The following is a 24,732-nucleotide window of genomic DNA, read 5'->3' as shown; positions in this document are numbered from 1 at the left end:
GATCCCAAGCCCGACGATCGCTGATGCACTATTAGATAGGCTATTACACAACAGTCACCGAATAGAATTAACAGGAGAGTCGATGAGAAAACTAGACCAATCCGATCACTTAGCGTAAAACTATAGTTATGAAAAAGAACGGCTAACGGGTGATCGGATAACTCCGGGATCGCTGTTCGGAATCACCGAAATACGCAACCCCTCGTCTTAATACCTTGGACGCGCAAAATTGCTCGGCTTGCAACGTAATTGGGCGAATAATTAGCGGGTGATAGGCAAAGACCCTATCTTTGAAAGCGGAGTTAACAGCAAAATATGATGAGTGGATTTAATGGCCAATTTAAAAACGTTTTTCAGTATTTTTAGATCATTCACGTGGCTTTTTTAGTTCGGTCTCTAACCATGCCAGCAGCATTTTGCCATCTTTATCAATTCGAATGGGCATGGTTAACTCTTTAGGGTGATATCGGATCCCTGCATTCACAAAAATACTGTTTTCAACAATTGCCACTGCCTTACAGCCTGCATTTTGCAGTTTGACGTAACTTGACATCATTTCTACGATAGCATTATGGACAATACCTGCAGACTCATCAGGGTTTTGGAAAAGTCCCCACTCATTCATGCTCGATGCCAATACCAGAAGATCATGGGTAAGTTTTCTTACCCCTTCGATGTTAAACCCTTGTGAGTAATCACAGAAAATAATCTGTCCACTGACCGACAGTGAATAATTGCCATGCGCGGTGTCCATAAAAGTTACCCTACTGACGTTATAGCAATCGATTAATACATCATACAGAGTGAATACAATTACTCCACGTCAAATATAGAGCAGCTTGTAGCGTTAAAGCAAAACTCATCGATAAGACGTTTATCATAGTACGTAACAGCAAAGTCAGATGCGGCGAGATCACAGCGGAGCGGCGTTCTAGCCGAGCATGCGGCGGAGATAGCACCACGCTAGATGTGACATTCGTAGCCCTCGGTAGAAACTTTCTTAACATTACCTTGGCCGCAAGCTGCTATTGCCATTTTCGCATGTTTTTTCACTAATTCTGATGAGGTGAGCGTGTCTTTATTAAGGTGAGCGACGCAACCGTTAATGAAAACAAAAGTAGCCAAAACTATGCCTATTTTTAAAATGTTATCTATTTTTTTCAAATCACCTTTCCTTTTAAAAACATAGCCATGCCAATTGTTGCTAGCCAAGCGACCGCAGGCCATTTTGTTTAAGGCGCTTGTTGTCAGCATCACCTGACAACCCTTCTGGGTTCCTCTAAAAACCACATAATAAATGTACATTTTTTACAAACAAGCATTGATGCGCTTCTATTTGCCCAATCTAAATTTATAAATGTTAAGCTTGCGGTATTCAATTGTGCTTCTGCAATATCAAAATGCGGATGCCCGCAATGGCTGTACTTTGCGTTGACACCATTGACAGTATATTGATCAACACTTAAAGCTGCTGCTCCCTTTTAACCTTTGCTTAGAGTGTTAAAAAATGACATCGGTTTTGATCTAGCTTATAACGTTCCAACATGCCAACAAAACGAACGCAGCGAGTTGAGATCGGAATGATTGGCTTGTTAAGGTACGAGGCTGTTCATTTTTTAAATTCATTATTTTTGTAAAAGCTGTATTTACGCGAGTTGTGACTTGAGCTACAAAATATATCAATGTAACAGTCAGAAGCAGCCTTAAGTTGCCCACCATATATGCATACACTGAAAGCCGCTTTGCACCGAGTGTTACATGCACCTGACTAAGGCTTTGCATTTAAAACCATCTAATGTTTTGTGTTTGATCCTAAATGACGATTCATCATGATTGCCTTATCTCAAGCTCAAACTTGCTAAGTTAAAGAAGACCCCATACCCACCCTCAGCGTGTAAACGTCAATGTTTTTGGGAGTAACAGTAATGAGTACTCTGTTCTAATGTACACAATACAGGGGATAACAATAACTGAAGGAGTCGAACCTTCGAGGCATGCCCCTACACCTCACCGTATTACAACTTAACCCAGTTGACGGGAAACATTCGCCCGAATACAAACCTACCGTACTTCTTTACTCAATCAAATCTTCAGTCCAGTTTAATGCTTGTATCCTTACGTCAAGCTCACGGAACTGCTTAGCAAAGTCGTCAGCCTGTTTCTGAATACTCTTGACGTCTACAGCAGGCATAAACTTGATCTCTAGCTTTTTATAACGATCTTGAGAAACTGTAGCCTGTTTGGCTAACTCTCTATAGAGATCTCGCAAAGAAGCCAGCTGCTCTCGCTCGGCTAGGATGTCAGCCATTGTATTATTTTGCTCAAACTTTAAAACATTGTTTGTTTTATTTATTTTTTTTACCAATATAACAAGCTCTTTCGAAGCCTGATCTAACTCTAAAAGTAGCTCATTTGGATCTTCTGCAGGCTTTTCATCAACCTGGATCTTTGCATTCCTCAAGATCCGTTCTTTTAATTGGTTTACCTTTCTTTGTAAGTCGGCTCTAATACTTAATGCTTCTGCGAGTTTCAAATTTATCTCCTTAAAAGCCAAACGCTTTGATACTTTGCTAATTTGCTGCTGCAGCGTAGGCAGTCTGGTGAAAGCCACGCTTTTTTGGCCGAACGAATTTATGTGGATGCACCAAAAGATACAGTCTCAATTCCACATCCTAACGTGATTTTCAATGCCAACTCCTTTGAACCACCTAACACAAGCGATGTATGAGCAAAAGCCAACTGTTATTCGTTCTGATTCAACAGCCTGTTAGGTTATTTTTTAAATTTTTGACAATTAGATTAACTACCGCAACTAGTGAGATTAACACTGTGATAGCCCAAATAAAGAAGACTAAACCATAAATTGATGTATCGCCGTGAATTCCTTGAATATTGGTAGCAGATAAAAACACACCAACGATACTAACAGGGAGGACTATAAGACCAGCGATAGCATTGTAATATGCTACCTTATCAAAATACGATTTATACTTTCTATAACAAATGAGGCAACCAATATTGGCGCAAACAATAATAAACAAAATCAATTTAAGCATTAAACAAGTCCATTTAAATAATCAAAAATATAATTTTAATTAATCTCACAGGTCTTATGTTGATCTTTCAGTAGCATCTGCAAGGCTAAGTAAATTTATACTTATAAGTTTACCTAAAGTAAACAACTTGAAGGGCATGCTAAGTATTTAATTCACTTTAAATTCACCATAATGCTGCTGACTAACCAGCGGCATACAGGCCAATAACCGCTTTTAATACAAACTATTCTCCCTGAATAACCTTATTTCAGGCCATAACTTCATCGCTGTTGTCTTGCGATGGCGGTGCTTGGGGTAAGTCGTCGCAGTAGCGACGAAAATCAGCGTAATACTGACATTGTGCTTGAACAATCCATAGAACACGCTGGCGTTATGCGATATATTCAAACAGCAAAAAATAAACACAGAAAAAATAGTTTTATTGCAGGGTGTGGCAACTTAACACCCGGTTGGCGCAAAGCGCGACCCACCACAACTCAGGTTCAGGTTAATTACATAATTATAAAAAAGGTTGTTTTATGGCTATACGCGGAGAGTTCTCATCGAGGATCGGTTTTGTGCTGGCAGCGTCAGGTTCAGCTGTTGGTTTGGGAAATATTTGGGGCTTCCCATCGCAGGTAGCCAGTAATGGCGGCGCCGCATTCGTTTTAATGTACCTGCTCTTAGCGTTTTTATTGGCATACCCAGTATTGATGGCAGAGTTATTAATTGGCCGTGCCACCAAGTCGAATGTGGTCGATGCCTTAGGTCAGGTGTCGCGCGGTATTTCTGGCCGAGCAGTCGGGGTGATGGGCCTGATCACAGTATCACTGATTTTGGCGTTTTATGGCATTGTCGGTGGCTGGATGTTTTCCTATGCGCTGGAAGCCGTCGCTAATATTGCTGGTTTAACTGACTTGGCTAACTGGCTGGTCACCTTTTCGTTAGAGCGCAACCTGCTATTTTGTGCGTTCTTTATGTTGCTAACCGTGGGTATTGTCAGCGGCGGCGTGGTAGATGGTATCGAACGTTGGTCAGTTCGCTTAATGCCAACCTTGTTCGTCATTATGTTGTTGTTGTTTGCTTATGTTATGACGCAAGACGGCGCAATGGATGGTTTAAAAGTGTATCTGTTGCCTGACTTTGCCGAAGTGCTAAATCCTAATTTACTGATCAGCGCGATGGGCCAAGCCTTTTTCTCCATGTCGTTAGGGGTGGGTACTATGCTGATTTATGGCTCTTACGTGAGCCATAGTGAAAACTTACCGCGCTTAGGGGCGGCCGTATCCTTAATTGATATCGGTGTTGCGGTACTGGCCGGCTTAGTGATTATTCCTGCTATGTATGTAGCACTTAATAACGGTGTCGAAATTTTCAATGAAAGCGGTCAGTTGCTTGCTGAAGATACCTTAATTTTTACCGTGTTACCGTCACTGTTTAACACGATGGGCTTGGTCGGGTTGTTCGTTGGCCTAACGTTCTTCTTATTAATGTCGATTGCGGCCCTAACGTCGTCTATTTCAATGTTAGAAGTACCGGTATCTTATGTGGTTGAACACCAAAAAGTGGCTCGTAAGAAAGCGGTATGGTTGGTCGCGGCGATTATTTTTGTTGCTAGCGCGACTATTTTGCTGAACTTTGACAGTTTGTTTGGCTTCGTGATTACCCTAACTACGCGTTACAGCCAGCCACTACTCGGTTTAATGCTGTGTATTTTTGCTGGCTGGATCTGGCATCGTAATGACATTTTACAAGACTTAAAAACCGCCGATGCCAATGCCGAATACAGTTGGTTCTGGCGCATTTGGCCCTGGTATGTGAAATTTGTTTGCCCCTTGGTGATCGCGGTGATGTTTTACCGGTCGTTATAATGGCGATCTGCTAAGCTTATTTAACCAAGCCTAAGCCATTGCTTAGGCTTTTTTTTAATGGAGCCTTTTATGAATATCGGCTGTTTTTCAATCAGTTTAGCTGTAAAAGATTTAGCGGTATCACAAGCATTTTATGAAAAGTTAGGTTTTACGGTGTATGCCGGTGAGTTGGCGCACCGTTTTCTTATTATGAAAAATGGCGACACCAATATAGGGCTGTTTCAAGGTATGTTTGAACACAACATCATGACCTTTAATCCGGGGTGGGATCAACATGCGCAAGCGTTGCAAAGTTTTAAGGATGTGCGTCAAATTGCTGAGCAATTAACGGCGCAAGGCATCGAGCTTAGTCAACAGCAGTTGAAAAATGAACGTGGACCAGGCAGTTTTGCAGTAACCGATCCTGATGGTAATACTATCTTGTTTGATCAACACGTTTAAGCCGCAACAGGCCATTCTGGCTGCGTGTTGGTGTTAAGCTGGGTAAAGGGCGCTATTGCAGCCCATTGACGTTTTTAGCCTTGATAGCAGGGCGCGTGAAGTGGGCTTTAGTTTATTCTTCAGGGCTATAACTGGCGGGCTCGGTAAAGCCGGCAGCGATCACTTGATGACTTTCAGGTAACAGTGCGGAGATCCCGACTAATTCGATACCTTCTGCTTGTAGCTGCGGTAAGCGTTGCTGTAAAAAACGATAAGTCTCAGGGTAGGGGTGGCCGATAGCAATAGCGGTTTCATGGCGCCGGGCAATTTGCAGCAATTGCTTAAATTGCTTTTCTAGCGCTTGTTGGTTTTGCTCGTTATCCAAAAACACATGCCGCGATAAAATGGTCACGTTGTATTGTTTCGCATAACGGCGTGCGGTGCTCTGCGGTGTGGTAAGGCTATCAATAAAAAATAGCTGACGTTGTTGCAAATATTCCATGGTCCACGCCATGGGTTGCTCTAAGGCAGTAAACAGGCTACCCATATGGTTATTGATACCAATCGCGTAAGGAATGTCGGCCAGCGCTTGTTGCAGCGTCAGTTGCACTTGCTGTTTCGTCATCTCTTGCGTTAAGGCACCGGGGCCTAAACTGTTACGATTAGTGGCTTCCATCGGCATATGCAGCATCACGTCTTTTTGTAACATAAAGGCTTGTTCGGCCGCTTGTTTGCCATAAGGGGTATGCGGTAACACGGCGTAAGTTAACGGATAGGGTAATTCGACCATTTTCAGATCGTTACGTTGATAGCCAATATCATCGATGATAATGGCAATGCGGGGTGCTGCTGCGGTAACCGAGCTCACACAAAGTAAAACAGCAGACAGCAACAAACTCAAACGCACGACAACACTTTCCTTTTTAATGCCGGGACTCCGACAGCTTTAACACTTAAACAAATTATGGCGAATAGTAAGCGTTAAAGATGATTTTAAACAGTTATTTATTGGCGAGAAAGCCAGCTTAAGGGATTAACCGCTTCCCCTTTTTCGCGGATCTCAAAATATAACCCCGCGTCGGCTTGGCCACCACTGGCGCCGACCAATGCAATCGCTTCACCACTCGTTACCTGCGCTCCTGGTTGTTTTAACAGGTTTTGATTATGGCCGTATAACGACATAAACCCCGCACCATGATCTAATACGATAACCCAGCCATAGCCTTTTAACCAATCCGCATAAATCACACGGCCATCGGCAATAGCTTGCACATTACTGCCATTAATACCGCGGATCAGGATGCCACGAGAGGGCATACCCCCTTGCCGATTTTGCCCAAAACGTTGCAACAACTGACCTTTTAAGGGCCATGGAAAACGACCTTTACCACTGCTGAGGCCGCTCATATCTTTGTTGAGATCAGCAAGGCGGCGTAATTCGTTAATCGTATTTTGCAGGCTGCTTTCATTTTGGCGAAGGTAGCTAAGCTGATTGCCTTGTTGTTTCAGTAAGGCTTGTAATTGTTGAACCGAATCTTGTTGGCTGCTACGTGCACTTTGAAATTGTTGTTGCTGCTCTTCTAAGGCGCTTAATTCGCGCGCTAATAATCGCTGCTGCTCATCGAGTTTGGCCATAATGTGCGCCAAATCTTGCGCCGTTTGATTGATCTTGGCTAATTGCCGAATGCGCGCTTGGTTAAAGTACTGATAGTAAGTCAGTACGCGTTCTAATTTGCCGGTATCTTGTTGATTTAACAGCAAACGAGAATAATCATGCTGCCCCATACTGTAAGCACTTTTTAATTGGGCGGCCAGTAGCGTTTGTTGTTCATTTAATTGTTGCTGCAATTTAGCTTGTTGTTGTTCTAGCTTAGCGCTTTCTTGTTCAAGCTGTTGTTTACGTTGGCTGGTTTGCCGAACTTTGCCTGAAGCCTCCGCCAGGGCTTTGTCTGCTTGTTGCAGTTTTTGCTCAGCTTGTTGCAATTGGCGTTGCTGCTGTTTTACTTGCTGTTCGGTACGCTTAATTTGATTTTGCAGTTGCTGTAATTCACGCTCGGCTTGCGGTTTTTGTTGCGCCTGCGCCGCGCTGAAAAACACACAGCAAAACACCAGCAGCCCAAGCTGCCAAGTGATAAAGGGTGTCTTGCTGTGCGATGGTGGCATTTAGTTAACTTGCATCAATACTTTGCCGGTCATCTCATCTGGTTTTGGCATACCCATCAGATGCAGCATGGTCGGTGCAATATCACTGAGCACACCGCCTTCGATAACCTTGGCCTGACGCCCCACATAAATCAACGGCACTGGACCGCTGGTATGGGCGGTATGAGCTTGACCAGACTGCGGATCTTGCATCATTTCAGCATTACCATGATCTGCGGTAATTAAGCATTCGCCACCAACTTCTTGCAAGGCGGCAACCACTCTGCCAATACAGCTATCAACGGCTTCAACGGCTTTAATTGCGGCACTCATAATACCGGTATGGCCAACCATATCGCCATTCGGATAATTACAAATGATCGCATCAAACTGACCGCTGTGAATGGCCGCGACCAGTTTGTCGGTTAACTCGGTTGAGTTCATTTCTGGCTGCAGATCGTAAGTCGCGACCTGTGGCGATGGAATTAAAATCCGCTCTTCGCCGTCAAACAGGTCTTCACGTCCTCCGCTAAAGAAGAAGGTCACGTGCGCATATTTTTCCGTTTCAGAAATACGCAACTGGGTTTTTTGATGCTTGGCTAACCATTCGCCCAACACATTATTAAGGCTTTCTGGTGGATAAGCGACCGGCGCGGGAATATCGGCAGCATATTCGGTCAGCATGACAAAGCTGCTGAGTTTAGGCTGATGCTGGCGCACAAAACCATCGAAGTTGGCATCCACAAAGGCGTGGCTAAATTGTCTGGCCCGATCAGCGCGGAAATTCATAAAAATGAGGGCATCGCCGTCTTGCATACTAATGGTTTGTTGATCGCCGGTGCGAATGGCAGAGGCTTTCACAAATTCATCGTTCTCATCGCGCTGATAAGCGGCGGCAAGTGCTGCAGAGGCACTATCATATTGATAAATACCTTTGCCTTGGGTCAGTAGGTCATAGGCTTGTTGCACACGGTCCCAGCGCTTGTCGCGGTCCATGGCATAGTAACGACCAATAATTGAAGCAATTTGTCCTTTACCTGAAGCGGCAAAGTGTTCTTCAAACACCTTAATGGAAGCCTCAGCACTGCGAGGAGGGGTATCGCGGCCATCTAAAAACGCATGCACATAGATGCGGCTGGCGCCTTGCTGTTCAGCCAGCTTTACCATGGCCAGTAGGTGTTCTTCGTGGCTGTGCACGCCACCGGGTGATAACAGCCCCATAATATGCACCGCTTTATCTGCGGCCACGGCTTTTTGCACCGCTGTTACTAAAGTCGGGTTTTCAAAGAAATCACCCTCGGCAATGGCTTTGGTAATGCGGGTAAAGTCTTGATAAACAATGCGGCCTGAGCCTAAATTAACGTGGCCCACTTCAGAGTTGCCCATTTGCCCATCGGGCAAACCAACATCTAAACCCGAGCCCGAAATTAAACTGTGAGGGTAGTCTTGCCACAGTTTGTCCATTACCGGGGTATTAGCTTGAGCAATGGCGTTGTTGTCGGTTTGTTCGCGATAACCCCAACCGTCGAGAATTAATAAAACTAAAGGTTTTTTAGCTGGGTGCATACAAACTCCATGAACAAGATAGCAGGTAATGAGGATGAGCCATTATCTTACCGATTTTTTGTTAATTCTCCAGTGATCATTCGTTTTCTAACGCTTGCTGAGTGCTTTTAGGCCGATTTTTAGCTGTGGATTTTATGTAAAATCGGTATACTCAGCGCTGTTTTGTTTTCAACGAGAAGAATATTGACGTTATGGATCAAGTTATCGAATTTATCAGCAATCATCCGCTGCTGAGCGGCGTTTGGGCATTATTGGTGGTGTTAATTGTGGGCAGCTGGATCAGTTCGTTGCTCTCTGCCATTAAGCCGGTGTCACCAACCCAACTGACTTTAGCGGTAAACCGTGAAAATGCCGTGGTAGTCGATATCCGCACAGAAGCTGAGTTTGCTAAAGGTCATATTACCGATGCTAAGCACCTAACGCAGGCACAAATTGATAAGCAACAGCTGGCAGGCCTTGAAAAGCAAAAAGATGCGCCCATTATTGTAGTATGTCAAACCGGCATGACCGCAAATCGAGCGGCATCAGCTCTGGCTAAGCAAGGCTTTACCAAAGTCTCTACGCTACAAGGTGGTATGAGTGCTTGGACAGGCGCTAGCTTACCCGTAGTGAAATCGAAGAGGTAATAATGGCAGAAGTGACTATTTACACTAAGGCGTATTGTCCTTATTGTGTTCGGGCTATCATGTTATTACGCGAGAAGAAAGTTGCGTATCAAGAAGTCAGAATTGATGTTGAAACCGAGCGTCGAGCTGAAATGATCGAACGCTCCGGTGGACGCAGTACCGTACCACAAATTTTTATTGCCAATCAGCACATTGGCGGTTGCGACGATATGTTTGCGCTGGAATCAGCTGGCAAACTCGACTCATTACTACAAGCATAACATTAACATAGGATTTATCATGGCCGAACAACAAGCAAACGGCGTTGCAGCAGATCAAACTGCACAGGGTCTACAATTTGCCATTCAGCGTATTTTTGTTAAGGATGTTTCATTTGAAGCACCAAACGCACCTGCTATTTTCCGTAAAGAATGGAAACCAGAAGTTAAGTTAGATCTGGATACCCGCAGCGACAAAATTGAAGATAACGTCTATCAAGTTATTTTATCTTTAACAGTAACCACCACTGTCGGTGATGAAACAGCTTTCTTATGCGAAGTGCAACAGGCGGGTATCTTCTCTATTGGTGAAATGGAAGAAGCGCAAATGGCTCACATGTTGGCGTCATTCTGCCCGAACATTCTGTTCCCTTATGCTCGTGAAGCTGTTTCAAACTTAGTTAACCGTGGTACTTTCCCACAGTTAAACTTAGCCCCAGTGAATTTTGATGCCTTATTTGCGCAATATTTGCAGCAACGTCAGGCTGAATCACCACAACTGAACGCGTAATGTTGCAGCCTTCTGCTATTACCGTTATTGGCGCGGGGTCTTACGGCACCGCGCTGGCTATTTGTTTGGCGCGTAACGGCAACCCCATTACCTTGTGGGGTCGTAACGCTGCCGAAATGGCTTTAATGCAGCAACAAGGTGAAAACCAAAAATATCTGCCTGGCATTGCCTTACCGAAAACTTTGCAAGTGACCGCTGATTTAACGGCTGCCGTGCAAACGAGTAATGATATTTTGATGGTCGTACCTAGTCATGCTTTTGCCGCTACGCTTCAGCAAATTAAGCCATTACTCACTGCAAAATCCCGAGTGGCTTGGGCCACAAAAGGCTTAGAACCTGATACTGGGCGTTTATTACAAGATGTCGCCCGCGATATCTTGGGTGAGCAAATTGCCTTAGCGGTATTATCTGGCCCCACCTTTGCTAAAGAGATGGCCGCAGGTTTGCCTACCGCTATTTCGTTATCTTCCAGCGATGCTGTTTTTATTCAAGAATTATCTGATTTACTGCACTGTGCGAAAACGTTTCGCGTTTATACCAACCCCGATTTTATTGGCGTGCAGTTGGGCGGTGCGGTAAAAAATGTTATCGCCATTGGCGCAGGTATGGCCGATGGCATTGGCTTTGGTGCCAATGCGCGCACTGCGCTGATCACCCGTGGTTTAGCCGAGATGTGTCGTTTAGGCTGCGCTATGGGGGCGCAAAAAGATACCTTTATGGGTATGGCCGGGTTAGGCGATTTAGTCTTAACCTGCACCGACAATCAATCACGTAATCGGCGTTTCGGCTTATTGTTAGGCGAGGGTAAGTCCGTCGCTGAAGCCATAGAGAGCATCGGCCAAGTGGTTGAAGGTTACCGCAATACCAAAGAAGTGTTTAACTTAGCTGCACGTATGGGCGTGGAAATGCCCATTACAGAGCAAGTGTACAAGGTGCTGTATGAAGGTAAGGATGCGCGCTTAGCAGCCCAACACTTGTTAGGCCGCGAGCGCAAAGACGAAACTAGCCACTAGCCAGTTTCGTGTTGTTCAGCAGGTTATTTTCTTTTAGCAATAATTGACCAATTTCATCAGCGGGCACGGCTTTACTAAAGCGGTGGCCTTGCTGATTATCACAGCCCATCACATGCAGTAAATACGCCTGCATCTCTGTTTCGATATTGGTCGCCGTAACATCCAGAGTCAAGTAATTGGCTAAGCGGATTAACGTTGCGCAGATATTACGTTGCTGTTCTTGCTGTTCAATATACTTGGTGAGCGTGGGCGATAATTTCACACCATGCAACGGATGTTGTCGTAACTGGGTTAAAGAGGACACCCCTTCACCAAAGTTATCTAAAATTAAACGAAAGCCCATCTTATCCAAGCTATGCATCCGCTCACGTAACCACACCGTGGGTTGAGTAAAAATCGTCTCAGGCAATTCTAATTCAAATAAACTGGCGCTAACCTCGGCATCTTGCAAAGTGTTTTGCATAAAGCGCAAGAAGTCAGCTTGCTCAAATTGTTGGTTAGAAATGTTCAGTGCTAAACGGCCACGCATTAAACCGGTTTGTTGCCAGTATTTCACTTGCTGACAGGCTTTACGGAACACCAGGCGATCCAAACTAATAATGAGGCCTGTTTCTTCTACCAAGGGCATAAAGGTTGGTGGCGGTAACATGCCGCGACGTGGGCTAGGCCAGCGTAGCAGCGCTTCATAACCAATAATCCGATTACTGCTAATGCTGAACTTAGGTTGATAATACAACTCGAATTCGCCTTGGGCAGCACTGCGATATAATTCGGTTTCCATGGCTAAATAATCTGGGACTTGCTCTTGGCTGCCGCTATCGGCAAAGCACAAATTGTTTTGGCCTTGTTGCGAAGCTTTATGCGCCGCTTTTTCAGCACTGTTCAAGAGGCTTTCGGCATCGATACCGTCGTTCGGGCTGATACTGATACCTAAGTGGGCAATAATCTCTATAGCCTTGCCATCATCGCTGCCAGGCTGATTAATGCCGGCTAGAATTTTGTGAGCTAGCTGGTTTAAATAAATGCTGCTGTTGTGGTTACACAGATGGGGCGGTACTAATACCACAAAGCCATCGGTTTTATAGCGAGCTAACAGCAGTTTGCGTGGCAGCACCTGTTGTAGCTTGGCCGCAATTTCGGGGAGTTGTTGCTGTAATTTGGCTTCGTTGTGTTCGCTGCCATAGCTGGGTGTTAGATGAATAAAAATGACCGCGGCTGAAGGATAATGGGCATCACAGCTTTGTAATACCATTTTCAGTAATTCATCAAACACTTTATTATTGGGCAATAAGGTCAAACTATCACGGGTTTGTTGCTGCAACTGTAATTGATTTTCTTTGCGCAGTTCGCTGATGTTTTGGCCATACATAAGGTAAGTTGTATTACGCACGTTATCTGGCTGCACACTGTGAATGCTGAGCTCAAAGGCTTCGCGTTGCCGCTCATTTAATAGCCAAGCTTCGCCTTGCCACTTTCCATTTGTGCGTAAAGCCAGTTTAATGTCGTTATCCAGTAATGTTTTGCCATCCGGATCGGCATATAAATTAAGCGGAGCAGAAATGGTTGCGCTGTCATCGGCTTTTAATAAACGCTTTAGCGTGCCGCTACCATTACGCAGCACCAGGTTTTTATCCAATACAGCGATAACACCTGAAGTTTCACTGAGCAGATCACTAAAACTGGTGCGAAATTGCTTGAGCTTATGACTTTTTATCGCCAAGCTGCGCATGGTTAAGATCAAGGCCACTACCAGCAGACAGATCGTCAAGGTAGAGAGCAAAAAGGCGCCTTCCATAAAAGGCTGGTTTGCCGCTGCAGCAGGCAAACTGATACTAAATAACGCTAAGCAAAACGTGCTTTTAGGGTGGGTCATTGCGAAACTTTCCTAGGTTAATTTCTGACCAACTTTAACTATAGAGCTTTTTGCTCAGCGGGTACAGTGTGTAAACTAAAAATAACAGTTGGATTTCTAGCAGTACGCATTGCGTGGTCAACTCACGATAGTACCTTTGTACTACAAAGACAACAAGGATTAATTAGTAATGTTTCATGTGGCATTGTTTGAACCGCGGATTGCACCGAATACGGGCAATATTATTCGTTTAGTGGCGAATAATGGCTGTCAATTGCATATCATTGAACCGATGGGCTTTGATTTTGAAGAGAAAAAATTACGCCGCGCCGGTTTAGATTATCACGACTTAACCCGTGTCACGCGCTATGCGAATTATCAGCAATTTGCCGAGGCGATGCAGGGGCGTCGTATTTATGCAGTCACCACTAAAGGCACGCGCTTTTACCATCAAGTGCAATATCAGCCAGATGACGTGTTGTTGTTTGGCTCTGAGACCAGCGGGTTACCTGATGCAGTACGCGATCAATTACCCAGCGAGCAGAAAATTCGTATTCCCATGCAGGCGGGTGCGCGCAGCTTAAATTTGGCCAATAGTGTCGCGATTGTCAGCTACGAAGCGTGGCGACAGCATGATTTTCTGGCGGGGGTTTAAGCCTTATTTCAGCGCGTTTTCAGGCTGAGTTGAGAGCTGCTGTAAAAATTGATTAATGTGAGCCAAGGCTTGTTGGCGTAAGTTGTCTTGCTCCATTAAAAGCTCGTGCTTGGCACCTTCAATTATCTTAAAGCTATGTGGTAGCGCTGTGGGTAATTGCTTAAACCAAGCCTGTTGCGCGCGGTTAGCCACCACTTGATCGGCGCCGGCTTGTAACAACAAGACCGGTGTTTGGCAGTGTTGCGCGCTGCGGCGTAAGCGTTTCATCGCCAGAATAGCTTGATGTAACCAAGCGCATGTTACGCCACCCAGTTGCAGTTGCGGCTCGGTTTGATAACAATGACGTAAAGCTTGATAGCGTGCTTGGCTATGAGTTAATTCATTATTGGCAAAGGCTTTATCTTTGTAAGCTAACTGCATCGGAAAATAACGCGGCGCATTAGGCTGCCACCAGCGCCGTAACTGGCAATAAAGCTGGGCGAGCGGTTCAGCTACGTTAGAAGGTACCTTGCCAGTATAAATACCGAACATCGGCGAGCAAAGGATCGCGGCGCAGAAAAACGACTGCCATTCTTGCCAAGGTGGCTGAGTAATTAAGCCTGCGGCAATAGCTGCGCCCATTGAATGGGCCAATAATACATGTTTTTGATGTGCCGCCGGTTTGACCACTTGCCGTAAAAAGCTTTCCAGATCGTGCTGATAATCTGCAAAATCTGCAACATAGCCCAGTTGTGAGTCGGGTAACATGCGACCGGAACGCCCCTGTCCGCGATGATCTAAAATAAACACGCTATAACCGGCAGTAGTTAATTCGAGCATTAATTCGCTGTATTTAATTGCCGTTTCAATGCGACCACTACTGATCACCCACGCCGTGTGCGCACCGGGAGTTAAATGATAGCTGTAATGTATCGGCACACCGGCCACCCCAGCAAATTGGCCGTGTTGCATTTGTCGCCAAAACGGCAATAAGGTGTCTGGCCAGTGTTTGGCTAACTGCTGTTCAGTGGCAAGCGGCTGGATCGGGTTAAAAGTAACGTCTGCCATTAGGTTGTTTCGTGTTCGTCCGTTTTCGCTGTGGGCGGTTGTTGCGTTAGCGGCAGTGTAACACTGACTTGCAAGCCCGCACCAGAGGGCAGGCTAGCCACAACCTCACCTTGGTGCTGGCGAATAATTTGTGCCACGATGGCTAAACCTAAACCCGTACCGCCTGTGGTGCTGGTGCGGCTATCACTGATCCGATAAAACGGTAAAAAGATTTTGTCGAGCTGCTCTGCTGGGATCCCCGGACCATGATCGCGAATATTTAAGGTTACGCTGCTAGCCTGCGTACTTATGCTGCATTCAATAGTGCTTTGCTCGGGGCTGTATTTAAGCGCATTCCGTAAAATATTTTCAATGGCGCGTCCTAACAGGCGGCTATCGGCTTGCAGCCATAGTTGCTCTGGGCCAACAAAGCGTAATTGCTGCTGTTTAGCATCGGCATCGACTTGATTTAAATGCAGCACATCTTCGGTTAACGCGACCAAATCACAGGCATGGATATCCAGTTGGTATTGCCCTGCGTCTAAACGACTGTAGGTTAATAATTCATCAAGCATCACATCGAGCCGCTCTAATTCATTTTTCAAACGCGGTAATTGTTGCAGATCTTGCTGGCGTTCGGTTAAACCCAACACCAACTGCGCGCGCGCCAAAGGTGAGCGTAATTCATGTGAAATATCCCGCATCAAGCGTTGCTGATTATGCAATAAGGCGCTGATCCGCTCGGCCATGGTATTAAAACTGCGGCCTAGTTGGCCTAGTTCATCTTTACGTTTTGCTAAACGTGGCACTCGGCTATCCAACTTACCGGAAGCGAACAACAGATTTTGTTGCACCAGTTCACGTAATGGCTTAGAAATGGAAATGGCTAAGATAAAGCTGGCTGCCGCCGAGGTTAAGAGCAGTAGCAGCACCAGAATAGGTTCGGATAAACCGCGCAGGCTCCACCAAGGTTGACTCGGCATATTACGCTGTTGGTAAAGGGCCAGGGTTTGTTCGCCGATTTCTAGCATAAAAGGCCCCGCCAGATGCATATTATTATGCCGCAACAGCCGTGGCCGATTAAGCTGGTTTAATTCAAACAACCAGTTTTGATCAAAGTTACGAGGTAAGGCATCGGGTGTTAATACCTGATTTTGCGCTAAATCAACGACGACCCAGCGTGGATCTTGTTGCCGCTGCAAGTAACGGAGCAGCTTGTCGACCGACTCGGCGCGATGAAATTGTTTCACCTGCTGCTGTAATTGCGTGACAATATTATTGGGTAAGCGATGAATTTTGGTATCTTCAAGTAATTGTCGACTTAAAAATAAGGTGCTTGATACCGTCAGGAGCAGCACTAACCAAAACCAGATAAAGATGCGACCGGCTAGCGAGTTAACCGGGTTAAGCCAGTGTAATTTCATCAGTGACCATCACTTAAGAATAAATAACCACTGCCCCGCAGGGTTTGAATTTTTTCGTTTGGGCTAAATTGCGCCAGTTTTTTTCGAATATTACTAATGTGCATATCTAAACTGCGATCATACATTTGTAATCGGCGACCGAGCACCACTTTGCTCAACTCTTCTTTAGAAATCACTTCGCCTGCTTTGCGCATCAGCATTTCTAGTAACTGAAACTCGGTGGCAGTGAGGCTTACCAGATGTTCTGCACACAATACTTGGCGATTTTGTGTGTTTAAACTCAAATCATTAATATGTAAAAGGCTTACTGCATGGCTCGGTTCTTGTTGCAGTAATTCAACTCGGCGTAAGATGGCCTTAATGCGGGCGACCAATTCTCGTGGATTGAACGGTTTCGCCAGATAATCATCAGCACCGAGTTCTAAACCCAGAATCCGGTCGATGTCATCTCCCCGGGCGGTCAGCATTAACACGGGGCAATAAGGGCCGGCCCGTAATGCTTTTAATACCGATAAGCCATCTAAAGTGGGTAGCATAACATCTAATAAAATCAGATCGGCTGCAGCAGTTTGAATACGTTCAAGCCCAGCTTGGCCATCGTGTACTGCTTCGAAACTTAACCCATCTAGTGCAAGATATTCCGCCACTAATTGACACAGTTCAGTGTCGTCATCAATCATCAAGATCTTTGGCATGCTACTCCTCCTGTTGCTTTAGGTCAGTTTACGTGGTCACTTTCAGACTGTCAGGCTCTTTACAGAATCTTTACCTGTCCTTTGCGTTGCTTTGCATTGGCTGAGTTAAGCTGTAACAGTCAACTAAGCGGAGAGCAAATGATGAAAGCGAAAACCTTATTACTTACCCTGAGCACCCTAGTCGCCTTTTCTACTGCAAGCATGGCTGCAGCACCAGACTCAGCAGAAAAAGCACCGCATCAACATAAACAGCAACAACAAAAGCGCCAACAAATGGCACCGGGTGCCATGCTAAAGCGCCAGTTAGCCAGCTTAGATTTGTCTGCTGAACAAAAGCAAGCCGTTGCGGCTGTTTTAGCCGAACATCGGGCTAATCAGGGCGATGCCGCAGAGCGAGCGGCCGACAAGCAAGCTTGGCAAGCACTGATGGACGCGCCACAGTTTGATGAAACAACGGCAAAACTGTTGCTAGAAAAGCGTCGAGCTAAGCATGAAGAACGTCAATTGCATGCACTGCAATTACGTCATCAAATCAACCAGATCTTAACCGTTGCGCAACGTGAGCAATTGAAAAACCAACGTGAAGAACGCCGCAGTAAAGGTGAAGGCCGCGATGGTGAAGGTAAACATGAGGGCCGTCGTGCCAAAGCAGAACGCTCAGCTTAAAGCACGTTCTGCTTAAATCATCAGCTGGGTGTCTATTCGACGCCCAGCTCTTTTAATTTGCGCGTTAGCGTATTTCTGCCCCAGCCTAATTTGCGCGCGGCTTCTTGTTTATGACCATGCGTATGATGCAGCGCCTGCTGTAACACAATCTTCTCAAAAGCGGGGCCCGCTTCGGCCAAGATATTTTCTTCTCCTGCGGCTAAGCGTTCCGTCACCCATTGCGCGAGCAAGCTTTGCCAATCACCATGAACTGCGTCGGTAACCGAGTTATAACTGTTTTTGCCGCTTTGAGTTAATTCTGGCGGCATATCGGCCACCACAATATGTTTGCCACTGGCCATCACGGTGAGCCAACGACAGGTGTTTTCTAATTGCCGCACGTTACCCGGCCAATCTAAATCGGTCAGAAATAATTCCGCTTCTTTACTCAGCGTTTTCGCTTCAACATTAAGTTCTGTTGCGGCTTGCTGCAAAAAGTGGCGTGCCAGCTTAGCAATATCCTGGCGGCGCTCTTTTAGGGTAGGTAAATGCACGCGGATCACGTTTAAGCGATGGAATAAATCTTCACGAAACTTCCCTTCTTGGGCCAGCAATTCTAAATTTTGGTGGGTGGCAGCAATAATACGGACATCTACCCCGACAGCCTGATGACCGCCGACCCGATAAAATTGGCCATCGGCTAATACCCGTAATAGACGTGTTTGCACATCAAGCGGCATATCGCCAATTTCATCCAGAAATAAGGTACCGCTATCGGCTTGTTCAAAACGCCCTTTCCGTTGCGTATTGGCCCCGGTAAACGCGCCTTTTTCATGACCAAATAGCTCAGATTCAATCAGATCTTTTGGGATCGCAGCCATATTCAAGGCAATAAAGGGTTTTTCTGAGCGGGGGCTGTGTTTATGTAAGGCGCGCGCAACCAATTCTTTACCGGTACCCGACTGCCCATTAATCAGTACACTGATACTGGAGCGAGCTAAGCGACCAATAGCACGAAACACTTCCTGCATGGCAGGCGCTTCACCAATAATCTCTGGGTTGAGTGCCGGTGGCAGCGGTTGCTGTTTGGCTAATTGATTTTTGCTGTGCTCTAAAGCGCGACTGATCAGAGCGACGGCATCGTTAACATCAAAGGGCTTAGGCAAGTATTCAAAAGCACCTCGTTTAAAGGCGTTGACTGCGCTGTCTAGGTCAGAATGCGCGGTCATAATGATCACGGGTAAATCCGGGCTAAGTTCTTGCAACTTGCTAAGTAACGCCATGCCATCTGTACCGGGCATCCGAATATCCGATACAACGACCGCCGGTTGTTCATACTCTAAGCGTTGCAGCATTAAATCGGCTGAGGCAAAGCTTTCACATTGGATATCGGTGCGGGCTAGGGCTTTTTCTAAGACCCAACGAATAGAATTATCGTCATCAATTATCCAGACAAATTGATTCATACATCATCCTCACAGTCTGAAATAGGTAAATAAATCATAAAACCGGTATGTCCCGGCCAGCTTTCACAGTCAATCCAACCGCGTTGTTGATGGATCAGCGTTTGCGCAATGGATAAGCCTAAGCCGGTGCCCCCTGCTTTGCCGCTGACCATTGGATAAAACAATGTGTCGCGAATGGCCACGGGTATACCCGGGCCGTTATCGATGACTTTAATGCAGGCAACCAGCTTATAACGCTTACCGTGTAAGGTGTGCTGATGCAAGATACGGCTTTGTAGCGTGATTTGGCCGCCATCGACGAGTGCTTGTTGTGCATTTCGTACGATATTTAATAAGGCTTGTTCTAACAATTCAGGATCGAACATAAAATCCGGAATACTGGGATCGTAATCACGTTGAAAATGAATTTGCTGTGGGTTATCCATGTTCGCCAGTTTAAGGACTTGTTCGGCAACCTGGTGCAAATTACTTTGCTGTAAACTTGGGGGCCGATAAGGACCGAGCAAACGGTCGACTAAATTACGAAGACGATCCGCTTGGGCGATAATCAGTTGGGTGTATTCTTTTTGCTCATCATCCAGTGACTCTTCTAGCAACTGCGCAGCACCCCGTAAACCGCCTAAGGGGTTTTTAATTTCATGGGCTAAACCTCGGATCAATTCACGCGCGGCCAGATGCTGATGTTGTTGCAGACTTTCCATACTGATCTTACGTTGATGATCAACTTGGCGCAGCTCCAGCAGCAAATATATCGGCTGTTGCTCAATAATAGTAACTGAGATATCTAATAATAAATGACGACCATCAATTAAGACTGCCTGTACGTCACTGACGCTAAAAGCTTGTTTGCTTTGAATCGCGTTATACAAATGATTGGCTTTTAAATCGATGTGTTGAAATAAACCGGGAAAGAACTGTTGCTTAAGCTTTTTTTCGCCAAGGCCTAAAACGGCACAGCTAGCGGTATTAAAATAACACACGCTGAGCGTTTCATCTAACACCATTACCGCGGTAGTGAGCTGATCAACCAGTGATATCGCAAACGAGTCCTGAGTCATAAACTTACCTATTGCACCAACTTGGTGCTATGGAAGTGAAGCTTAACTCAGAACTACCTGAATTTCACTGACAATGCACTAATTTGGTTAATTTATACGAGTTCTATGCATATAGAAGATGGTAAGAGGACTTGTTGCAATTAGCTTGCCGTTTTGGTCTAGAAGTTCGATTTGTACGTTGTGTTCTCCGCGATCAACATCACGCAACACAAATACTGCACTGTTCTGTGGCTCGCCATGCGGTTTACCATCGAATAATAGCCTGACGCGAAAGCCACGCTGAAAACGGGGACTGATACGGCCAGAGATATAAACTGAGCCGGTGTTGTCGCGAACGGTGGCTTCATTTTCAGGTTGGGTAATTGAGACAGTGTAGGGCTCAGGTGCGGGAGGCTTTTTTTCAGGTAAGCGTGTGTCGGTTGCTTCCATGATATTCGGCCGGCTCTGCAAACTGACTTCTTCTGAGCCGGGTAACGGGCTATCTGAAAAAACCAAAACACCATTGGCATCACGACCGACAAAGATCTTCTTTTCTTGCGCCAAGGTTGAGCTGGCGACGAGTAATAATGTCAGTGATAGCCAAAGTAATTTCATTAATGCTTTATTCCTAAGTTCCGTCTTCCTGACGCTTATTTTAACTTTAGCCTGAAATACTTAAATATTCTACAAAAAAAAGCTCACCGAAGTGAGCTTTTATAGCACAGATAAAGCTTAATTAACTGATATTACACGCTGTAATACAATTCAAATTCAAGCGGGTGCACAGCCATTGCGACTTTGCGGGCTTCTGCACGCTTGATACCAATATAAGCATCAATCATTTCGTCAGACATAACGCCGCCCTTAGTGAAGATCGCGCGGTTTTTGTCTAATTCGTTTAACGCTTCATCTAAAGAGGTAGCCACTTGTGGGATGTTGGCTGCTTCTTCTGCTGGTAAGTCATACAGATCTTTATCCATTGAATCGCCAGGATGGATCTTGTTTTGAATACCGTCTAAACCGGCCATCAATTGTGCAGTGAAGGCTAAGTATGGGTTAGCTGCTGGATCCGGGAAACGACACTCGATACGACGTGCTTTTGCACTAGGTACCAGAGGGATACGGATTGACGCAGAACGGTTACGCGCTGAGTACGCTAACATCACAGGCGCTTCGAAATGTGGCACTAAACGCTTGTAAGAGTTAGTAGACGGGTTAGTGAACGCATTGATGGCTTTAGCGTGCTTAATGATACCGCCGATGTAATAAAGTGCGATTTCAGACAAGCCAGCGTATTTGTCACCTGCGAACAGGTTAACGCCATCTTTCGCTAGAGACTGGTGACAGTGCATACCAGAACCGTTATCACCAACTAATGGCTTAGGCATAAAGGTAACTGTTTTGCCGTACATATGTGCTACGTTGTGAATTACATACTTAAGCTGTTGAACTTCATCTGCTTTTTTAGTCAATGTATTGAAACGCGTTGCGATTTCGTTTTGACCCGCAGTTGCCACTTCGTGGTGATGCGCTTCAACAACTTGGCCCATCTCTTCAAGCACCATACACATAGCACTACGAATATCATGGCCTGAATCTACTGGTGGTAACGGGAAATAACCGCCTTTAACACCCGGACGGTGACCTTTGTTACCTTCTTCATAACTCGTGCCTGAGTTCCATGCGGCTTCAGTAGAGTTCAGTTTGAAGAATGAACCTGACATATCCGTGTGGAAACGCACGTCGTCAAACATAAAGAATTCTGGTTCAGGGCCAAACAACACGGTATCCGCGATACCAGTTGATTTTAAATACTCTTCAGCGCGCTGAGCGATTGAACGTGGGTCACGATCATAACCTTGCATGGTGCTAGGTTCGATAACGTCACAAGTGATGTTTAACGTGGTTTCTTCAAAGAAGGGATCTAATACAGCGCTAGAAGCGTCTGGCATTAAAATCATGTCTGAATCGTTGATGCCTTTCCAACCAGTAATAGAAGAGCCGTCAAACATTTTACCGTCTTCAAATGTCTCTTCAGAAATTTGGCTAACCGGTACACTGACGTGTTGCTCTTTACCTTTGGTATCGGTAAAGCGCAGATCGATAAACTTTACATCGTTTTCTTTGATAAGTTTCAGAACGTTTTCTACAGACATGCAGTCCTCCAAGTGAACCAATTTGAGCAGTTGTATTGTATGTTGCCCTGTTAAATGCCAGATATATGCCAACATACTAAGTTTATGTATCTATTAACTATTTAAAAAAATCAGCACAGCCAAATGATAACTTTGCACCAAGGTGGTGCTTTGTTGCATCAAGTTGGTGCTTCGCGGGCTGGCTTTCAGTGTAGCGGAAAATTAACCGCCTGAAAAAAAATCAGTAAAAGCGCGCATGGAATTTTTCTTTCAGACAAATAAAGAGTAGAATATGCGCCCTTAAGTTTAAAATGCGTTTGCCTGGTGGTCATTATGGTCATCTAGTGCCACAGAGGATACATATTCATGAGCGTTACCGCTTCATATTTAGATAAATTACGTAACATCGCTATTATTGCCCACGTCGACCACGGTAAAACAACCATGGTTGATAAGCTGTTGCAACAATCCGGAACCTTCGATGCCCGTGCTAAGTTACAAGAACGGATGATGGATTCAAACGCGCAGGAGTCAGAGCGGGGTATTACTATCCTGGCTAAAAACACTTCTGTACGTTGGAACGGTTACCATATCAATATTCTGGATACACCAGGACACGCTGATTTCGGTGGTGAAGTAGAACGTGTTTTATCAATGGCTGACTCGGTATTGTTGTTAGTTGATGCGGTTGAAGGCCCCATGCCACAAACGCGTTTCGTAACACAAAAAGCCTTTGCTCATGGTTTAAAGCCAATCGTTGTTATTAATAAAGTTGATAAGCCAGGTGCTCGTGTAGATTGGGTTATCGACCAAGTTTTCGATTTATTCGATAACTTAGGCGCCTCTGATGACCAATTAGACTTCCCAATTGTTTATGCGTCAGGCCTGAATGGCTGGGCTTCATTAGAAGCCGACGTGAAAAAAGACGACATCACAGATTTATTTGAAGCTATCGTTAAGTACGTTGCCCCTCCAGCCGTTGAATTAAATGGCGAAACCCAATTACAGGTTTCTCAGTTAGATTACTCTAGCTACTTAGGCATTATCGGTATCGGCCGTATCAAGCGTGGTTCATTAAAACCGAACCAGCAAGTGACGATCGTTGGTGCTGACGGGACCAAGCGTAACGGCAAAGTAGGCCAAGTATTCGGTTACTTGGGTTTAGAGCGTATCGAAACACAAGAAGCGCAGGCAGGTGATATTGTTGCCTTTACTGGCTTAGGCGAATTAAAAATTTCTGACACCATTTGTAGCACCACTAAGGTTGAACCTTTACCGGCGTTACAAGTTGATGAGCCCACCGTTACCATGACTTTCCAAGTCAACACTTCACCTTTCGCCGGTAAAGAAGGTAAGTTTGTTACTTCACGTCAGATTTTAGAGCGTTTACAAAACGAACTGAAACACAACGTCGCTTTACGCGTTGAAGAAACCGAAGACGGTGACAAATTCAAAGTGTCAGGCCGTGGTGAATTACACTTAGGTGTGTTAATTGAAAACATGCGTCGTGAAGGTTTTGAGTTAGCGGTGTCTCGGCCAGAAGTGATTATGAAAACCATAGACGGCGTGAAAATGGAGCCGATGGAAAACGTGACCATTGACTGTGAAGAACAGCATCAAGGTACCATCATGGAAAAGATGGGCGAACGTAAAGCCGAAATGACCAACATGCAACCCGATGGTAAAGGTCGTAACCGTATGGACTTCCTGATGCCAAGCCGTGGTTTAATCGGTTTCCGTACGGAATTTATGACGATTACTTCTGGTACCGGTTTGATGTACCACAGCTTTGACCATTATGGCCCGCATAAAGGCGGTTCTATCGGTCAACGTATGAACGGCGTGATGATCTCCAATGCGATGGGTAAAGCCGCTGGTTATGCGATTTTCTCTTTGCAAGAGCGCGGCCGTATGTTTATCGGTCATGCTGAAGAAGTGTATGAAGGTCAGGTTATCGGTATTCATAGCCGTAGCAACGATCTGACTGTTAACTGTTTAAAAGGCAAGCAGTTAACTAACGTACGTGCTTCAGGTACTGACGAAGCGATCAACTTAGTACCACCTATTCGTTATGCTTTAGAGCAAGCGTTAGAGTTTATTGACGACGATGAATTAGTTGAAGTGACGCCAAAGTCTATCCGGATCCGTAAGCGTCATTTAACGGAAAACGATCGTAAGCGTGCAAATCGTAAAGCCGATTAATCGGTAGAGCCGTAATAAAAAAGCCAGCGAAAGCTTAATGCCGATCAGTTAAGAACTTTTCAGATCGGTTGACCGATCCAGTGGTTGGTATATAAAGGCCTACAGAATGAACTCTGTAGGCCTTTTTTATGCATATTAGCCAAGCGCTGGAAAC

Annotated in this window: 25 protein-coding genes; 10 read left to right on the top strand and 15 right to left on the bottom strand. The window is 45.3% G+C overall.

Annotated features, from left to right (window positions below):
• Position 1 precedes the first annotated feature (1 nt).
• Positions 2 to 118 (top strand): ATP-binding protein, encoded by a 117-nt coding sequence (locus tag LMJ53_RS16610; protein WP_420778865.1) that lies wholly within the window; start codon positions 2 to 4, stop codon positions 116 to 118.
• Positions 119 to 367: 249 nt separating this feature from the next.
• Here LMJ53_RS16610 and LMJ53_RS16605 read toward each other — a convergent pair whose 3' ends face one another.
• The 4 genes from LMJ53_RS16605 to LMJ53_RS16590 form a co-directional block, all read right to left on the bottom strand.
• Entirely contained in the window at positions 368 to 754 is a 387-nt protein-coding gene (locus LMJ53_RS16605; protein ID WP_229588469.1) for a hypothetical protein, read from the bottom strand.
• 209 nt (positions 755 to 963) lie between these two features.
• On the bottom strand, positions 964 to 1,257 hold the full coding sequence (locus tag LMJ53_RS16600) for a hypothetical protein (protein ID WP_229588467.1): 294 nt from the start codon (positions 1,255 to 1,257) through the stop codon (positions 964 to 966).
• An 817-nt stretch (positions 1,258 to 2,074) separates the two neighbouring features.
• Positions 2,075 to 2,533, bottom strand: a complete 459-nt coding sequence (locus tag LMJ53_RS16595) for a DIP1984 family protein (RefSeq protein ID WP_229588466.1) — start codon at positions 2,531 to 2,533, stop codon at positions 2,075 to 2,077.
• Positions 2,534 to 2,756: 223 nt separating this feature from the next.
• The gene (locus LMJ53_RS16590; protein ID WP_229588464.1) at positions 2,757 to 3,056 is read right to left on the bottom strand and encodes a hypothetical protein; all 300 of its coding nucleotides are present in this window, start codon (positions 3,054 to 3,056) and stop codon (positions 2,757 to 2,759) included.
• A gap of 518 nt (positions 3,057 to 3,574) precedes the next feature.
• On the opposite strand from LMJ53_RS16590, the gene LMJ53_RS16585 reads away from it, so the two are divergent.
• Together LMJ53_RS16585 and LMJ53_RS16580 are read left to right on the top strand one after the other, a co-directional pair.
• Positions 3,575 to 4,906: a sodium-dependent transporter gene (locus LMJ53_RS16585; RefSeq protein WP_229588462.1), complete on the top strand. Its 1,332-nt coding sequence runs from the start codon at positions 3,575 to 3,577 to the stop codon at positions 4,904 to 4,906.
• Positions 4,907 to 4,975: 69 nt separating this feature from the next.
• Positions 4,976 to 5,347: a VOC family protein gene (locus LMJ53_RS16580; protein WP_229588460.1), complete on the top strand. Its 372-nt coding sequence runs from the start codon at positions 4,976 to 4,978 to the stop codon at positions 5,345 to 5,347.
• Positions 5,348 to 5,459: 112 nt separating this feature from the next.
• Here LMJ53_RS16580 and LMJ53_RS16575 read toward each other — a convergent pair whose 3' ends face one another.
• The 3 genes from LMJ53_RS16575 to gpmM form a co-directional block, all read right to left on the bottom strand.
• Entirely contained in the window at positions 5,460 to 6,233 is a 774-nt protein-coding gene (locus LMJ53_RS16575) for a divergent polysaccharide deacetylase family protein (RefSeq protein ID WP_229588459.1), read from the bottom strand.
• Between the two features lie 98 nt (positions 6,234 to 6,331).
• Positions 6,332 to 7,489 carry a murein hydrolase activator EnvC family protein gene (locus tag LMJ53_RS16570; RefSeq protein WP_229588457.1) on the bottom strand — a complete coding sequence of 386 codons (1,158 nt, stop codon included), beginning with the start codon at positions 7,487 to 7,489 and terminating at the stop codon, positions 6,332 to 6,334.
• Positions 7,490 to 9,034, bottom strand: coding sequence for a 2,3-bisphosphoglycerate-independent phosphoglycerate mutase (gpmM, locus tag LMJ53_RS16565; protein WP_229588455.1), 1,545 nt, complete (start codon positions 9,032 to 9,034; stop codon positions 7,490 to 7,492).
• A 191-nt stretch (positions 9,035 to 9,225) separates the two neighbouring features.
• Between gpmM and LMJ53_RS16560 the strand changes: the two genes are divergently transcribed.
• From LMJ53_RS16560 to gpsA, 4 genes are read left to right on the top strand one after another with little or no spacing between them, the layout of a single operon-like run.
• Positions 9,226 to 9,660 carry a rhodanese-like domain-containing protein gene (locus LMJ53_RS16560; protein WP_226749432.1) on the top strand — a complete coding sequence of 145 codons (435 nt, stop codon included), beginning with the start codon at positions 9,226 to 9,228 and terminating at the stop codon, positions 9,658 to 9,660.
• Positions 9,661 to 9,662: 2 nt separating this feature from the next.
• Entirely contained in the window at positions 9,663 to 9,920 is a 258-nt protein-coding gene (grxC, locus tag LMJ53_RS16555; RefSeq protein WP_229588453.1) for a glutaredoxin 3, read from the top strand.
• Between the two features lie 19 nt (positions 9,921 to 9,939).
• Positions 9,940 to 10,428, top strand: a complete 489-nt coding sequence (gene secB / locus LMJ53_RS16550; RefSeq protein ID WP_226749434.1) for a protein-export chaperone SecB — start codon at positions 9,940 to 9,942, stop codon at positions 10,426 to 10,428.
• Positions 10,428 to 11,441, top strand: coding sequence for an NAD(P)H-dependent glycerol-3-phosphate dehydrogenase (gpsA, locus tag LMJ53_RS16545; protein ID WP_226749435.1), 1,014 nt, complete (start codon positions 10,428 to 10,430; stop codon positions 11,439 to 11,441). The genes secB and gpsA overlap by 1 nt, the downstream gene beginning before the upstream one ends.
• On the opposite strand, the gene LMJ53_RS16540 is transcribed toward gpsA, so the two are convergent.
• Complete coding sequence (locus LMJ53_RS16540; RefSeq protein ID WP_229588451.1) at positions 11,431 to 13,314, bottom strand: putative bifunctional diguanylate cyclase/phosphodiesterase; 1,884 nt, start codon at positions 13,312 to 13,314, stop codon at positions 11,431 to 11,433. The two genes, gpsA and LMJ53_RS16540, sit on opposite strands and share 11 nt — an antisense overlap.
• A 169-nt stretch (positions 13,315 to 13,483) precedes the next feature.
• Here LMJ53_RS16540 and LMJ53_RS16535 point away from each other — a divergent pair, with 169 nt between their 5' ends.
• Positions 13,484 to 13,948: a tRNA (cytidine(34)-2'-O)-methyltransferase gene (locus tag LMJ53_RS16535; protein ID WP_226749437.1), complete on the top strand. Its 465-nt coding sequence runs from the start codon at positions 13,484 to 13,486 to the stop codon at positions 13,946 to 13,948.
• A 3-nt stretch (positions 13,949 to 13,951) separates the two neighbouring features.
• On the opposite strand, the gene LMJ53_RS16530 is transcribed toward LMJ53_RS16535, so the two are convergent.
• The 3 genes from LMJ53_RS16530 to LMJ53_RS16520 are packed head-to-tail and all read right to left on the bottom strand — an operon-like array spanning position 13,952 to position 17,093.
• Positions 13,952 to 14,995 carry an alpha/beta fold hydrolase gene (locus LMJ53_RS16530; protein WP_229588449.1) on the bottom strand — a complete coding sequence of 348 codons (1,044 nt, stop codon included), beginning with the start codon at positions 14,993 to 14,995 and terminating at the stop codon, positions 13,952 to 13,954.
• Positions 14,995 to 16,398 (bottom strand): ATP-binding protein, encoded by a 1,404-nt coding sequence (locus LMJ53_RS16525; RefSeq protein ID WP_229588447.1) that lies wholly within the window; start codon positions 16,396 to 16,398, stop codon positions 14,995 to 14,997. Before LMJ53_RS16525 ends, LMJ53_RS16530 begins: the two co-directional genes overlap by 1 nt.
• Complete coding sequence (locus tag LMJ53_RS16520; protein WP_229588445.1) at positions 16,398 to 17,093, bottom strand: response regulator transcription factor; 696 nt, start codon at positions 17,091 to 17,093, stop codon at positions 16,398 to 16,400. Before LMJ53_RS16520 ends, LMJ53_RS16525 begins: the two co-directional genes overlap by 1 nt.
• Positions 17,094 to 17,231: 138 nt before the next feature.
• Here LMJ53_RS16520 and LMJ53_RS16515 point away from each other — a divergent pair, with 138 nt between their 5' ends.
• On the top strand, positions 17,232 to 17,759 hold the full coding sequence (locus LMJ53_RS16515) for a Spy/CpxP family protein refolding chaperone (RefSeq protein ID WP_229588443.1): 528 nt from the start codon (positions 17,232 to 17,234) through the stop codon (positions 17,757 to 17,759).
• 32 nt (positions 17,760 to 17,791) lie between these two features.
• Here the strand turns inward: LMJ53_RS16515 and glnG are convergent, their stop codons facing one another.
• The 4 genes from glnG to glnA all read right to left on the bottom strand — a co-directional run bounded on the left by glnG (position 17,792) and on the right by glnA (position 22,397).
• Positions 17,792 to 19,204 (bottom strand): nitrogen regulation protein NR(I), encoded by a 1,413-nt coding sequence (gene glnG / locus LMJ53_RS16510; RefSeq protein ID WP_226749442.1) that lies wholly within the window; start codon positions 19,202 to 19,204, stop codon positions 17,792 to 17,794.
• The gene (gene glnL / locus LMJ53_RS16505) at positions 19,201 to 20,262 is read right to left on the bottom strand and encodes a nitrogen regulation protein NR(II) (protein WP_229588442.1); all 1,062 of its coding nucleotides are present in this window, start codon (positions 20,260 to 20,262) and stop codon (positions 19,201 to 19,203) included. Before glnL ends, glnG begins: the two co-directional genes overlap by 4 nt.
• An 87-nt stretch (positions 20,263 to 20,349) precedes the next feature.
• On the bottom strand, positions 20,350 to 20,856 hold the full coding sequence (locus LMJ53_RS16500; RefSeq protein ID WP_229588440.1) for a DUF4124 domain-containing protein: 507 nt from the start codon (positions 20,854 to 20,856) through the stop codon (positions 20,350 to 20,352).
• A 131-nt stretch (positions 20,857 to 20,987) separates the two neighbouring features.
• Entirely contained in the window at positions 20,988 to 22,397 is a 1,410-nt protein-coding gene (gene glnA, locus LMJ53_RS16495) for a glutamate--ammonia ligase (protein WP_229588438.1), read from the bottom strand.
• 345 nt (positions 22,398 to 22,742) lie between these two features.
• Between glnA and typA the strand changes: the two genes are divergently transcribed.
• Positions 22,743 to 24,578: a translational GTPase TypA gene (gene typA, locus LMJ53_RS16490; protein ID WP_229588436.1), complete on the top strand. Its 1,836-nt coding sequence runs from the start codon at positions 22,743 to 22,745 to the stop codon at positions 24,576 to 24,578.
• Positions 24,579 to 24,732: the final 154 nt, after the last annotated feature.

The sequence above is a fragment of the Rheinheimera sp. UJ51 genome (assembly GCF_020819615.1).
GTDB lineage: Bacteria > Pseudomonadota > Gammaproteobacteria > Enterobacterales > Alteromonadaceae > Alishewanella > Alishewanella maricola.
This window is presented reverse-complemented; position numbering and strand designations above follow the sequence as displayed.